We start from the raw sequence: 13,410 nt of genomic DNA, 5'->3' as shown, positions 1-13,410 counted from the left end.
TACTAGTATGTAAGGAAGGGATTAAATATGAGTATACACGGCCAATGGCTAGAAGATAAAATCACAAAAAATGATGCAGGGCAAACAATTGAAGATTATTTAAAAACGAAATGGCGTATTCCCAAAAAAACGTTGCATCAGTTTCGGATGAATAAAAATGTGCTTATAAACGGTGAGCCTTTACCATGGAGGAATACTCTTAAGGAAAATGATAGAGTATCACTCCCTTTTTTTGAAGCAGAATCTAATGAAATAACACCTTACAATGTTAATATAGAGATTTTGTTTGAAGATGAACACGTGCTAATCGTAAACAAACCAATAAACATAGATACTCATCCTTCATCAGAGCAGGACCAAAAAACTCTTTTAAATGCTGTAGCTGCTTATTTTCAAAAAATAGGCCTCCAAACAAAACCTAGACACGTTCACCGTTTGGACAGCGATACATCAGGTGCTATCTTATTCACGAAGCATTTTGTAGCAAGCTCTGTGTTTGACCAGCTGCTGGCTGAACGTAAAATTAATCGGACTTATGTTGCTCTTGTCCAAGGACTCATGAAACAAGAGCAAGGAATCGTTAATGAACCTATTGGACGCGATCGCCATCACGCTACGAGAAGAAGAGTATCTAGAACGGGACAAGCTGCCAAAACATCTTATCGCGTGTTAAAGCGCAATATGGCAAAAAATGAAACGCTTATTGAACTTTCGCTCGAGACCGGACGCACTCACCAAATACGTGTTCATATGAGTCACGTCGGCCATCCATTACTTGGTGATACGCTTTATGGCGGAAAGAGATTAAAAGATCAGCAGCAAGCTTTACATGCCATTAAGCTTTCTTTTATACACCCGTTTACACATCAGCGCGTGTCAGCTGTTGCACCTCTAGATCAGCAGGTTTTTTTACCGTACAGCAACTTGTTTTCCTATTAAATAAAAAAGAGCGCCAATATGTTATTGGCGCTCTTTTTTATTTAATTTTAAATTGACGAATCAAGTTCGCCAATTCTTCACTAATCTCTTGCAAATGTTCAGCCGATTGAGAAACAGTAGAAATAGCTCTAATTTGTTCTTCTGTAGAAGCCGTAATTTCTTCCGTTCCTGCTGCTGATTGCTGTGCAATAGCTGCTATACTTTGAATGGCCGCTACCACGTCTTCCTTATGCTCATCAATGCTGTCCATGCTGCTTGTTACATGTTCGACAGCCGCTGCCACCTGCTCAATGGTAGTAGCAATTTCACGAAAAGCTTGTTCTGTGTCTCCTACCACAAAGTCTTGAGATTTTGAAAGTTCTTCTGTCCGGTTGCATTCTTCACGAGCAGCCGCGACTTCCCCTTGAATCGCTGCAATCGTGTGGCGAACTTGTTCAGTAGCCTGAGAGGACTGTTCAGCAAGTTTTCGTACCTCTTCAGCTACTACCGCAAATCCTTTGCCATGTTCTCCTGCACGAGCTGCTTCAATACTAGCATTTAGTGCAAGTAAATTTGTCTGATCTGAAATGCTATTAATTGTAAAAATAATAGATTCAATTTCTTTCATCTTACTTGTTAACTCTTCCATTACCGTTTGAACACCGTGAATCGTCTGAGATGATTCGGTAGTTTGGTTGCGAAGCAGCTGCATTTGTTTTAAGCCTTTTTCATTGATGGTTACAGCTTCAATCGTCATTTTATTAATCTGGGCGTTTTGTTCAATGACTTCTTCAATTTGTGAAGATAAACTCATCGTTTTGTGATTAGTAGAGTCAGCGTCAGAAGCCTGCTGCGTGGCGCCGCTGGCAATCTCATGGATAGCCCGGCCAATTTCTTCACTGGATGCAGTTGCTTCTTCAGATACAGCACTCAAGTCTTCAACAGACGTTTTTACTGTCTCAACAGACGTCTGAACCGTGCCAATCAATGTTTTCATTTTAGCTACCATATCGTTAAATAAATGAGTAAGTTCACCAATTTCATCTTTTGACTTCGTCTGAACCTGAACTGTTAAATCGCCAGCTGTTACTTTGGCTACTTCGTTTTTCAAGCGGCGAATCGGATTCGTAATGATTCTTGAGAAAAAGATGGTTAACACCACTGATAATAAGATGCCAATTAACGCAATCCAGACAATCACATTCAGTAAATGATGAGCGCTTGAGAGCATTTCATTATAAATAAAGGCGTTTCCTATCTTCCAATTTGTTCCTTCGAGAGTATCATATGCCATCACTCTCTCTTCACCTTGAAAGGTATACTTCATGAAATCTTTATTCCGGTCTGCTTCGTACATTTTTTTCATAAATGGCTGATTCATTAAATTTTTTCCAGCTTCTGTTGGATGAACGAGCGCTGTGCCATTTTGATCAAATAAAAATGCATATCCACCGTGATTTACTTCTGCTTTACCTACAATGTTTTTTAATGCATCTAAGTCTAAATCAGTAGCTATAACGCCCAGCACATTTTTAGTATCTGGATCTAAAATAGCCTTTGCAATCGTCACAACCGTCTTTTTCGTTGCTGCATCTTCATATGGATCCGTGTAAACAACCTCTTCAGGTGATTCTACTGCTTGTTTGTACCACACCCTGGAAGTCGGATCATAGTTTGAACCAAACTCTTGCTTGGGAACAGAATACATTCCCTTATTTTTAGTGCCTATGTATTCAAGTGCCAGGTTTGGATATTTTTCTTTAAACTGCGTAAACTCTTTTTGAACCGTATTCCATGTAAAATACGGATTTTTCTCTTGGTTTGTTTGATTTCCTTCCTGCTTAACAAAATTAACGATTACATCATTTTCACTATACGTCAGCAAAGAACGACTATACATGTCTAAGTACGTATGAATCGTTTCTTTTAACTCTTTCACTTGACTTTGAGACTGAATCTCTACATCTTTTTCTATTTGTGTTTTGGTAAATTGATAAACAGCCCCTGAAACAACTAATAATAAAATAGCTATAAAAATACTAAAAAATACTACGAGCTTTGCACTTAACCTCTTCATTCCCTCACCCTTCTACAAAAATCTTTATATTACTAATAACGGCTTTTCATTTTCATTTTTGAAGAAGTTTTTGTGATTTATTTCAAATTTCTCCAAAAATAAAACCAGCCCATCCTTTCATAACGAAAGAACGTGCTGGTTTTATTTTTGCTTTTCGTATGCATCAGGTTCAATATGAACAAGCGTATCTTTAATCTGATGCTCATCGTTCATCATATGTTCAATTTGATCAGCAATTTCATGGCTTTTAATAACATTTAAATGGGGATCTACTTTAACAGTTACATCAATCACGACTTGATTACCAAGCTTGCGCGCTTTCACATCTTCTACTTCTTTTACACCTTCTACAAGCCCAATGCTTTCTTTGTAGTGCCCTAACTTTTCTTCATCAAATCCGTCCGTTAAGGAGTGAGCCGCTTCTTTAAAAATCTCGATGGCTGTTTTACAAATAATAATTCCCACAGCAAAAGCAGCTACCACGTCCAGCCAGGGCAGGCCGAATTGTGAGCCGAAAATTCCCACAACAGCCCCTATACTCACAAGTGCATCAGACAAATTATCTTTAGCAACCGCATATAAAGACTGGCTATCAAGTTTTTTAGCAATCTTAATATTATACCGGTAGACACCACCCATAACAGCAGCCGCTCCAAGACCTACCCAAGCAGCCAGTAAATTAGGCGCTTCAGATTTGTCCATAAATAATGACTGACCCGCGTCGACCAATACTTCTAGTCCGATGACCATCATGATAAAAGAAGCAATAAGTGAAGAGATATGTTCCGCTCTGGAATGTCCATAGGGATGATCATTATCGCGAGGTTTTTTAGAGATTTTTAAGCCGACTAAGACGGCAATTGATGCAATAATATCTGTAACATTATTAAGACCGTCGGCTTTTAAAGCAGAGGAAGCGGTGACACCCGCAATAATAAGTTTACATGCTGATAAAAAGATATATGATAAGATACTAACCCAAGCGCCTTTTTGGGCTTGCTCATAGTAGTTCTCCATCCCTTCCACTCCTTTATTCAAAATAAGCAAACTTAGTGTAACAAATGGATTTCGTGTGGGTCTATAGAAACATTATTGGCTGTTAACATACAAATAGAGAATGTTAAACTCTTTAGCTTTCTGCAAAACAAGTTGCCTTTACTCAACACTTTAAACGTTTAAGATCTTTCTAAATGTGGCACTTCATGTAGAAGAACCCTTTTTTAAATCGCCCTGTAAAATTGTTTACTATTTTTTTAAGGGTGTGATTTTTATCACAGCCGAGGGTATTTATTCTTGTTACACTAACATTGTGAAAAACATCACAAAATAAAATTCAAAGGATGATACAAATGAAAACACAATTTACACCAAAGACACGAAAAGTTGCCGTTATCGGAACTGGTTTTGTTGGCTCAAGCTACGCTTTTTCAATGGTCAATCAAGGTATTGCCAATGAATTAGTGTTAATCGATATGAACAAAGAAAAAGCAGAAGGCGAAGCACGCGATATCAATCATGGAATGCCATTTGCCACACCGATGAAAATCTGGGCTGGAGATTATAAAGACTGCGCTGATGCTGATTTAGTAGTTATTACAGCGGGCGCTAATCAAGCTCCAGGGGAAACGCGCTTAGATCTAGTTGAAAAAAACGTTAAAATTTTTGAATGCATTGTAAAAGATATTATGAACAGCGGATTTGACGGCATCATTTTAGTGGCAACAAATCCAGTTGATATTCTCGCACACGTTACACAAAAAGTATCAGGATTACCAAACGAACGAGTAATTGGTTCAGGAACGATTCTTGACACAGCTCGCTTCCGCTACTTGTTAAGCGACTATTTCGAAGTAGATTCTCGCAACGTCCACGCTTATATTATGGGGGAACATGGAGATACGGAATTTCCTGTTTGGAGCCACGCGCAAATTGGCGGTGTGAAGCTCGAACATTTTATCAATACTGCTGCTATTGAAAAAGAGCCGGATATGCAGCATCTATTCGAACAAACACGCGATGCGGCTTACCATATTATTAATCGAAAAGGAGCGACTTATTACGGAATTGCGATGGGACTTGTACGCATAACCAAGGCTATTTTAGATGATGAAAATTCTATTTTAACGGTATCTGCTTTATTAGAAGGACAATACGGTATTTCTGATGTGTATATCGGCGTGCCGGCTATCATTAATAAAAACGGCGTGCGCCAAATTATTGAATTGAATTTAACTCCTCACGAACAGCAGCAGCTCGAGCACTCTGCTAGCATTCTTAAGCAAACTCGCGACAGAGCTTTTGTGTAACATCAAAAGATTTTTGCGGGGGACTCCCCCGCTCCCTTGTTTTAAATATGTAGTAGAGGTGTATGAATATGACGTGGACTCAAGTATATAATCCGTTAAATAATATTTGGCTTTCTGCACTAATTGCACTCATCCCCATCATCTTTTTCTTTATTGCTTTAACTCTTTTGAAATTAAAAGGACACATTGCTGCTGGTATTACGGTACTTCTTTCTATGATTATTGCTATTTATTTTTATGATATGCCTGCCTCAATGGTCTTAGGAGCCACAGGCTATGGGTTTTTGTATGCACTTTGGCCCATCAGCTATATTATTATCGGCGCGGTGTTCTTATACAAGCTAACTGTCAAAAGCGGACAGTTTACTACCATTAGGCAATCTATTATTTCAATAACCGATGACCCCCGCTTGCAAATGCTGCTTGTTGCTTTTTCCTTTAATGCTTTTTTAGAAGGAGCAGCAGGATTTGGAGCTCCAATTGCCATTACAGCAGCGCTTCTAGTTGGACTTGGATTCAAACCGTTAAAAGCAGCGGCGCTATGCTTAATTGCTAATACAGCTTCAGGAGCTTTTGGCGCCATGGGGATTCCTGTCATTGTCGCAGGACAAGTATCTGGCATTGATCCAAAAGAAATTGCTCATTTTCTTGGCACGCAGCTTCCGATTATTTCTTTTCTTATCCCTTTTTTACTTGTCTTTATTATGGATGGGATAAAAGGATTAAAAGACGTATGGAAAGCAACGAGCATCACAGCCATTTCCTATGCACTGACGCAGTATTTAACTGTTACATACATCGGCCCTGAACTTCCAAATATCACATCTTCTATTGTGAGTTTGCTTGCTCTTGCTTTTTATATTAAAAGAACAAGCCCGGCAGCAGCTAAAAGCTTCAGCCTGTCACCAAAACAAATTTTAAAGGCTTGGTCTCCTTTTATTCTATTAACGATACTCGTTACGGCTTGGAGCATTTCTTTTGTCAAAACGGCGCTTGAACATCTGAACCTGCTTATTAACGTCCCATTTTTACACAATCACGTAATTAAAGCAGCGCCTTTAGTAAAAGATCCTACGCCTTACGCTGCTGTCTTAAAAATAGACTTATTTGCAGCAACAGGTACGGCAATTCTTATCGCTTGTATCCTTTCAGTTTTCTTGCTTAACGTATCGGCAAAAGTGGCATGGACCACTCTTTTGGAAACCGTAAAAGAACTATCAAGACCTATTATGACGATTATGATGGTCATTGCTTTTGCTTTTATTTCAAATTATTCAGGACAGTCCTCTACACTTGGATTGGCACTCGCTACATCAGCTGCTTATTTTCCATTTTTATCTCCATTTCTTGGCTGGATTGGCGTATTTCTAACGGGGTCTGTCGTATCGAATAATGCGCTGTTCGGCAACTTGCAGCTAACTACTGCTCAGCAAATTAATGTCTTGCCAATTATTCTCGTAGCGGCTAATACTGCCGGCGGCGTGATGGCTAAAATGCTTTCTCCTCAATCAATTGCTGTCGCTGCTGGAGCAGTAGGTTTAGCCGGAAAAGAGGGTGAACTGTTTAAATACACGCTCAAATACAGCATGGGATTTTTGATACTAGGAGGATTTGTTACCTTTTTATTGGCTTGGTGGTTATGATAAAAAACTGCTAAAAATCCTGTTATTACCTTGTTTCTTTCATTTAAACAAACGTTTGATTATATAAAAAAGTCCCCAGTTAGCGCCGGGGATTTTTTTATTCTGAAATAAGTAAACCTATATTGCCAAATTGTTTTCCTTTATCTAATCGTTCGCAAGCTGCAGCTGCCTCTGACAGCGGATAGAATCTATCGACGATTGGTTTAATTTGATGTTTCTCTATAAAATCCATCATGTCCACAAATTCTTCCTGACTTCCCATAGATGTGCCAAGTATATTGAATTGAGGATAAAAAATAGTTCTTAGAGGCAATTCAACTTCATTTCCAGAACTCGCACCAAAATTAACAATTCTTCCATTTGGCTTTAGTATTTCAAAATACGTCGGAAATAAAGCTGCCCCCACACTATCAAGTATGATATCTACTTTTCTATCGTTGATTTCTTCTTTTAGGTTACTTCCACTGTCTAATGCATAATCAGCTCCGTACTCTAGGGCTTGCTTTCTTTTTTCATCACTTCTAGAAGTAACCGTTACGTCAGCTCCGATAGCTTTTGCGAATAACAAGCCATAAGTCGCGACTCCGCTCCCTATACCAGGAATAAGTAGATGTTCTCCTTTTTTTAACTGCCCTTTTGTAAAGAGAGCTCTATACGCAGTTAAAGCTGATAATGAAAGAACTCCCGCTTGTTTCCAAGATAGATAAGGCGGCTTTTGCACAACATTATCCGCTTTTATGATTACATACTCTGCAAACGTTCCATTCGATGGACCACCTAAAATTTTAGGCGTAAACGGAATGTCCTCTATACGATCCCACTCCAGACTTGGATTAATGATCACTTCTATTCCAATTTTTAAACCTTTTACGCCTTCTCCCACTTCTTCTATAATACCTGCACCGTCTGAACCGGGAATAAACGGCTTATCTCCTTTGCCTCGATTATTCATAACAAATAAATCTCTCCGGTTTAAACCTGCTGTTTTTAACCTTACTTTTACTTCTCCTCTTTCAGGGGGCATCTCCTGAAGATCTCTGTAATTCATGCCTGCTATACCGCTTTTCTCACTATGTATAATGACTTTCATGATTTCGCCTCCTCTTAATCTACTCTACTAAAAAGCTCAAAACCGCAAAAGAAATATGCCCAAAAAAAGGAAAAAAACTTTTAAAATCGCTTTTTCACTGTTTTATCTTTATTTTTCTGTATCCTAAAAGTATTCAGCTTCTTTTATTACAGTTTTGTTACAAAAAAGATTATTTGTAACAAAACGAATATAAAATAGAAAAATCGGTTTAAAAATCCTGATAAATCAACATTTATCCGCAATTTATTTACTATATCTACTTCAGAAACTAGTAAAAATCTAAAAAAATTTAAGAAAAAAAGACAAAACACTTTCTTTTATTACAGATTTATTGTAATATAAATGTAACAAAAGAAATATAAAACACATAATCGTTACATAAATAAGGTTAATTAATTAGGAGTGAGTTAGAAATGAAAAAAATTGGACTAGTTTTATCATCAATCGCTATTTTCTTTACACTAAGCACTGGAGTTACAGCACAAACAACATCTTCAACACTAACGGATGCAAATGCTGTCAAAATTGCAGCTAGTGCCAGCAATCATTTCTGGAGTGCTCTGCACGGTTATAAAAACAAACCATGTACAGAACGTACATTTGAATATAAAGGAACTGAGTACGTGTACCTTTGCCCTGAATTTGATACAAAAGCTGAGCTATCAAGCTACTTATCTGAGACATTTACAAATAGTGCAGTAGAAAAAGGATTAACAAATTACGGCTATATCACATATAACGGCAAACTTGCACATCCAATCGGCGACGGATTCAGCATGTTAGAGTGGTCAAAAGCAAAAACAAAGCTTGTGTATCAAACAGCAACAGTTCGCTCTTATGAATTCACAGTTCCAACTGTAGATGGCGGCAGTGTAAAACGAACTGTCACATTCTATAAATCTAATTCTCAGTGGAAAGTAAATAAATTTGACGCTGTTCAATAATAAAAAAAGCAGGCCTGCTTGAGCAGACCTGCTTTTTTCTTTTTGATCGATAACATAAATAAAACTTCTACTTACAGCGCTCTAATAGCTGTAAATAGAAGTTGAGATCACAAGTTTAAGTAAATCAAATTTTGTCGAATCCTGTAGAAACATTGATAAGTTACGTTTTATATTACAGGCTAAATTGCTTGTTGTCAACATGATTTAACAAAAAGATAAATCGACATATACTAAACATATCAAAGACTTTTTGATATCGCAGTTGGCAGACATTATTCTATACATATATCAATGCAAGCAAGAAAGAAGCGCTCTTCATTTCCCATTAAAAATAAAAACATTAGCTTGGATTTTGTTCATGTTCCTTTGGGTTATCATGTACAGGGTGCGCCCCTGGGAATAACCTTTGAGCTTTTTCATGAAGGTTTTTGTTTTCATAATTAAATGCGCTATACGTTCGCTGCCCTTCTTCCCATGAAGTAGATTTCCCCAGTTTTTGATTAACCGGAGAGCCGAAGGGACCGTCTGGAAATTCTTCAGCGGTTATATACTCGTGGCTTTTTTCTACTGTAGAGAAATCACGATACGAGGGCTGTTTGTCTTCTTTCAATGATTTCACCCCTTCTTTCTAGAAGATTTTCTACTAGTATGCACACTTCTTTGTAAAAAACCCTCTTAAATTAGTCTAAATCAGGGTATGATAACTATACATTTACTTTTTAAAGGAGTTGAACAGCTTGGAACCTAGACCTCAGAAAGGAACTTTTTTCCGAGAAAAAATCTTAAATAATAAATTTGTTGTATATACAATTATTATTTTTATTCTCAGCATGACTATTTTTTCATTATCAAAAATCGGATTTATTTTAATTCCTATCTCTATTTTTATTAAAACAATCGCACTGCCGATTATCTTAGCAGGAATTTGCTTTTATTTATTTAATCCGCTTGTTGACTTTTTAGAACGAAAAGGTGTAAAACGAATTATTTCCATTCTTGTTTTATACATAGTGATTATCGGCGCATTAGCCATTATTATTTCATCGGTTATCCCGCCTCTAAAAAATCAAGTTGACCGTCTTATTGATAATATCCCAGAGCTGACGCATGACGTTCAGCATGCGGTGACGAATCTTTCGAATAACCGATATGTCGAACAGGGTCTTCAGTCGGCTAACACGGACCTAGATAAGATTTCAAAAGATGCATCAAAACACTTGAGCAAATATGTTTCTGGATTTTCAAGCGGTATTGTGAACTTTGTCGGTACCATTACAGAAATTATATTATCGGTTGCCGTTTTACCCTTTATTCTTTTCTACTTATTAAAAGATGGGAAAAACTTACCTAATTACATTGTAAAACTGCTTCCAAACCGCTCTCGTTCTGAAGCTAAATTCATTTTAGCCGACATGAACCACGCATTAAGCGCATATATTCGCGGGCAAATTTTTGTTGCGATTTGTATAGGTGTACTGCTTTTCATTGGCTATCTGATTATTGGGTTAGATTATGCATTACTTCTAGCGATTATCGCCATGGTAACCAATGTTGTCCCTTACCTTGGTCCTATTATCGCCATTATTCCAGCCATTATTATTGCGTTTATTACGTCTCCTTTCATGCTTGTAAAACTGGCCATTGTCTGGGCAGTTGTTCAATTGCTTGAAGGCAAAGTAATCTCTCCGCAAATTATGGGAAGAAGCCTGGATATTCACCCGATTACGGTCATTTTTGTCATTCTAACCGCCGGAAACTTATTCGGAATCATCGGTATTATTTTAGCCGTTCCTGGATATGCCGTTTTAAAAGTTATTATTACGCATATTTACCAATTCATCCGTTTGAACTCTACTATGTATCCAGATAAAAAAGCATAATAAAAAGCCCATCGATTTTCGATGGGCTTAACTTTTTACTTTTGTTCTTCTTCATCTTCACGATCAAACCAAAGGAGCTCTTGATCATCTTCATCTCCATTATAGTTGATGAGAATTTCTTCTCCTGCTTGGATATCCGTATATGCATAAAAATCAAAGGTATGATTGTCAAAATTAATTTCATACGTAGCATTGGGTGTATACGAGTGATTAAACAGCATACCGTATCCCAAAAGAATAGCCGTATGATTCACTCCATATTCAAAAGCATAATCCGCTAGTGTTGTTTTCTCAATAAAATCATGCTCTTTATTAGGATAAGCGATAACAGGAGCTTCGTGAATAAGCGTTCCTTTTTTAATATCTTGCTTAGCAAATACACCTCTGTTAAATTCTCCGTCGCTTATCGTAGACATTTTTATTTCGATCATATTCGTCACCTATATATTCTTTCCTCTAAGATTTTCTTCTTCCCTAAGCTTGACAGTTTATAATGGGGAAATCAACTGTTTTTCATAACCACTTGAATATAAGCTGAAGGAACGCTTATCATACGCACTTGTGTAAGCACTTACCTTGTTAGAAACACGCAATTTGATTTTATTTTAGACATAGAAAAGCAATGACCTGGCGCATAGCGCTTTTTTGAGCCATTCAACATGTGAAGAATCGTTTTTCTCTGTGATATAATCGTTTATGCTGCTTTTTTATGTTAATCTATGACTTTTATTACTGATTTTATCTTATGTTAGAAAGAAGGTTTCACATGAACTTAAATCACGACAGAGATGGTGTGATATATGCGGTCCTTGCTTATCTTATGTGGGGGCTCACGCCAATTTATTGGAAGCTGGTTCACCACGTAGCACCAGGTGAGATTTTAGCTCAGCGCGTTTTTTGGTCTTTTATTTTTATGCTTATTCTTTTATTAATGACAAAGAAATGGCGTACATACATTACGTTTATAAAAGAAATAGTGAAAAAACCATCCTTATTCTGGTCCCTTTTTACTGCGTCTGTACTTATTAGTGCAAATTGGGGCATTTTTATGTGGGCTGTCATTAATGGAAAAATAGTAGAAGCGAGCCTTGGACAATATATTAATCCCCTAACAAGTGTTTTATTAGGTGTTATTTTCTTAAAAGAGAGATTAAGCGGGGCTCAAATTTTTGCATTTATACTAGCAGGAATCGGCGTCTTAACGCTTAGTCTTCATTATGGTGTGGTTCCTTGGATTTCGCTTAGCTTAGCTGTTACCTTCGGATTATATGGTTTGGCAAAGAAAAAGATTAAAGCTGATTCAACGATTGGATTAACTCTTGAAACGATGGTCATCTCCCCTATTGCATTAGCATACATAGGCTACCTTACATTTCAATCACACTTGCAGTTTTTTGATTCTTTTTCAACAAGTCTTTTATTAATGGGCAGTGGAGTAGTTACAGCTTTACCACTCCTATTATTCACAAAAAGTGCTAAAAAAGTATCATTATCAATGCTTGGTATTCTTCAATATATTTCACCAACCTTGTCTTTGCTAGCAGGAGTCATTCTATACCATGAATCGCTAACAAAAGCTCATGTTATTGCTTTTAGTTTTATTTGGTTAGCTCTTATTGTTTATACGTTCTCATCTATTACTAAATGGGGGAACAGAAAACAAATAAGAAATAAAGTGGAGGCTTAACAGAATCATACACTCTCTTACGTATTATTTTTAAACAAAATAGGCTGGGAGGAGCATTATTTATGAAACGCATTATTGACTCGCATATTCATCTAGATCAATATGAACAGAAAAGCTGGAAAGACATAGTTGAGCAGGATCCTTCGTTACAAGCGCTTATTTCTGTATCTTCTACATTACACTCTTGCCAACTTAATCAAAAAATCAGCAAGTTATATTCCTGCGTGAAACCTGCCTACGGATTTCACCCTGAACAAATGCTGCCTTCTTCAAATGAATTAGCGGAGCTGTTTGCCTGGATTGATCAAAACAATGAAGAAATGATCGCTGTTGGGGAGGTTGGTCTACCTTATTACTTAAGTCAGACCTATACTCTTTCTCTAGAGCCCTATTTGGAGCTGCTTGAAGCTTTTATTATTCATTCAAAAAAATGGGGGAAACCGTTAATTCTTCACGCTGTATATGAAGATGCTGAGATCGTGTGCGACTTACTAGAAAAACATTCTGTGCCTAAAGCTCACTTCCACTGGTTCAAAGGAGCTAAAAAAACCGTTGAACGAATGAAAAACAACGGCTACTATATTTCCGTTACACCTGATATTGTATATAAACCTAAAATCCAAGCGCTTGCCACAGATTACCCTCTTGACTACTTGATGGTCGAAACAGATGGTCCGTGGCCATTTGAAGGACATTTTCAAAACCAGACAACGGTTCCATCAATGATGCATCAGTCCGTTCAGGAAATAGCACGTCTCAAAAGGGTTTCTGTAACGGAGACATATGATTTTTTATATCGAAATACAGCTCATTTTTATAATCTCTCCACATAAAAAGCCTTTCCCTAAGGAAAGGCTTTTTATAT

12 protein-coding genes are annotated in these 13,410 nt (G+C 37.3%); 7 read left to right on the top strand and 5 right to left on the bottom strand.

Translation table 11 applies throughout. The features are described from left to right. Window positions 1–27 precede the first annotated feature (27 nt). Window positions 28–939: an RluA family pseudouridine synthase gene (locus ACRPLQ_RS23910; RefSeq protein WP_328141197.1), complete on the top strand. Its 912-nt coding sequence runs from the start codon at window positions 28–30 to the stop codon at window positions 937–939. A gap of 37 nt (window positions 940–976) precedes the next feature. On the opposite strand, the gene ACRPLQ_RS23905 is transcribed toward ACRPLQ_RS23910, so the two are convergent. After that, entirely contained in the window at window positions 977–2,995 is a 2,019-nt protein-coding gene (locus ACRPLQ_RS23905; protein WP_165635923.1) for a methyl-accepting chemotaxis protein, read from the bottom strand. A 141-nt stretch (window positions 2,996–3,136) separates the two neighbouring features. Further along, complete coding sequence (locus ACRPLQ_RS23900; RefSeq protein WP_165635924.1) at window positions 3,137–4,012, bottom strand: cation diffusion facilitator family transporter; 876 nt, start codon at window positions 4,010–4,012, stop codon at window positions 3,137–3,139. A gap of 332 nt (window positions 4,013–4,344) precedes the next feature. Here ACRPLQ_RS23900 and ACRPLQ_RS23895 point away from each other — a divergent pair, with 332 nt between their 5' ends. Next, window positions 4,345–5,301 (top strand): L-lactate dehydrogenase, encoded by a 957-nt coding sequence (locus ACRPLQ_RS23895; RefSeq protein ID WP_013081626.1) that lies wholly within the window; start codon window positions 4,345–4,347, stop codon window positions 5,299–5,301. A gap of 62 nt (window positions 5,302–5,363) precedes the next feature. Beyond that, window positions 5,364–6,944: a lactate permease LctP family transporter gene (locus ACRPLQ_RS23890; RefSeq protein WP_033580673.1), complete on the top strand. Its 1,581-nt coding sequence runs from the start codon at window positions 5,364–5,366 to the stop codon at window positions 6,942–6,944. A 97-nt stretch (window positions 6,945–7,041) separates the two neighbouring features. Here the strand turns inward: ACRPLQ_RS23890 and ACRPLQ_RS23885 are convergent, their stop codons facing one another. Then, window positions 7,042–8,034: a zinc-binding dehydrogenase gene (locus ACRPLQ_RS23885; protein ID WP_154974264.1), complete on the bottom strand. Its 993-nt coding sequence runs from the start codon at window positions 8,032–8,034 to the stop codon at window positions 7,042–7,044. A gap of 413 nt (window positions 8,035–8,447) precedes the next feature. Between ACRPLQ_RS23885 and ACRPLQ_RS23880 the strand changes: the two genes are divergently transcribed. Further along, the gene (locus ACRPLQ_RS23880; protein ID WP_033580675.1) at window positions 8,448–8,978 is read left to right on the top strand and encodes an IseA DL-endopeptidase inhibitor family protein; all 531 of its coding nucleotides are present in this window, start codon (window positions 8,448–8,450) and stop codon (window positions 8,976–8,978) included. A 340-nt stretch (window positions 8,979–9,318) separates the two neighbouring features. On the opposite strand, the gene ACRPLQ_RS23875 is transcribed toward ACRPLQ_RS23880, so the two are convergent. After that, the gene (locus ACRPLQ_RS23875) at window positions 9,319–9,588 is read right to left on the bottom strand and encodes a hypothetical protein (RefSeq protein ID WP_028414328.1); all 270 of its coding nucleotides are present in this window, start codon (window positions 9,586–9,588) and stop codon (window positions 9,319–9,321) included. Between the two features lie 127 nt (window positions 9,589–9,715). Here ACRPLQ_RS23875 and ACRPLQ_RS23870 point away from each other — a divergent pair, with 127 nt between their 5' ends. Continuing rightward, window positions 9,716–10,858 (top strand): AI-2E family transporter, encoded by a 1,143-nt coding sequence (locus tag ACRPLQ_RS23870; RefSeq protein ID WP_013081622.1) that lies wholly within the window; start codon window positions 9,716–9,718, stop codon window positions 10,856–10,858. 35 nt (window positions 10,859–10,893) lie between these two features. Here the strand turns inward: ACRPLQ_RS23870 and ACRPLQ_RS23865 are convergent, their stop codons facing one another. Further along, entirely contained in the window at window positions 10,894–11,289 is a 396-nt protein-coding gene (locus ACRPLQ_RS23865; RefSeq protein ID WP_028414329.1) for an SET domain-containing protein, read from the bottom strand. Window positions 11,290–11,624: 335 nt separating this feature from the next. Between ACRPLQ_RS23865 and rarD the strand changes: the two genes are divergently transcribed. Beyond that, complete coding sequence (gene rarD, locus ACRPLQ_RS23860) at window positions 11,625–12,545, top strand: EamA family transporter RarD (protein ID WP_328141198.1); 921 nt, start codon at window positions 11,625–11,627, stop codon at window positions 12,543–12,545. A gap of 62 nt (window positions 12,546–12,607) precedes the next feature. Next, entirely contained in the window at window positions 12,608–13,378 is a 771-nt protein-coding gene (locus tag ACRPLQ_RS23855; RefSeq protein WP_328141199.1) for a TatD family hydrolase, read from the top strand. Window positions 13,379–13,410: the final 32 nt, after the last annotated feature.

It is taken from the genome of Priestia sp. TRN 1309, assembly GCF_050846875.1.
Classification (GTDB): domain Bacteria; phylum Bacillota; class Bacilli; order Bacillales; family Bacillaceae_H; genus Priestia; species Priestia zanthoxyli.
This window is presented reverse-complemented; position numbering and strand designations above follow the sequence as displayed.

What these genes read in the sequence shown, in the direction of transcription:
- ACRPLQ_RS23910 (WP_328141197.1), top strand. Translation starts at nt 28, where the DNA reads ATGAGTATACACGGCCAATGGCTAGAAGATAAAATCACAAAAAATGAT.
- ACRPLQ_RS23905 (WP_165635923.1), bottom strand. Translation starts at nt 2,995, where the DNA reads ATGAAGAGGTTAAGTGCAAAGCTCGTAGTATTTTTTAGTATTTTTATA.
- ACRPLQ_RS23900 (WP_165635924.1), bottom strand. Translation starts at nt 4,012, where the DNA reads ATGGAGAACTACTATGAGCAAGCCCAAAAAGGCGCTTGGGTTAGTATC.
- ACRPLQ_RS23895 (WP_013081626.1), top strand. Translation starts at nt 4,345, where the DNA reads ATGAAAACACAATTTACACCAAAGACACGAAAAGTTGCCGTTATCGGA.
- ACRPLQ_RS23890 (WP_033580673.1), top strand. Translation starts at nt 5,364, where the DNA reads ATGAATATGACGTGGACTCAAGTATATAATCCGTTAAATAATATTTGG.
- ACRPLQ_RS23885 (WP_154974264.1), bottom strand. Translation starts at nt 8,034, where the DNA reads ATGAAAGTCATTATACATAGTGAGAAAAGCGGTATAGCAGGCATGAAT.
- ACRPLQ_RS23880 (WP_033580675.1), top strand. Translation starts at nt 8,448, where the DNA reads ATGAAAAAAATTGGACTAGTTTTATCATCAATCGCTATTTTCTTTACA.
- ACRPLQ_RS23865 (WP_028414329.1), bottom strand. Translation starts at nt 11,289, where the DNA reads ATGATCGAAATAAAAATGTCTACGATAAGCGACGGAGAATTTAACAGA.
- rarD (WP_328141198.1), top strand. Translation starts at nt 11,625, where the DNA reads ATGAACTTAAATCACGACAGAGATGGTGTGATATATGCGGTCCTTGCT.
- ACRPLQ_RS23855 (WP_328141199.1), top strand. Translation starts at nt 12,608, where the DNA reads ATGAAACGCATTATTGACTCGCATATTCATCTAGATCAATATGAACAG.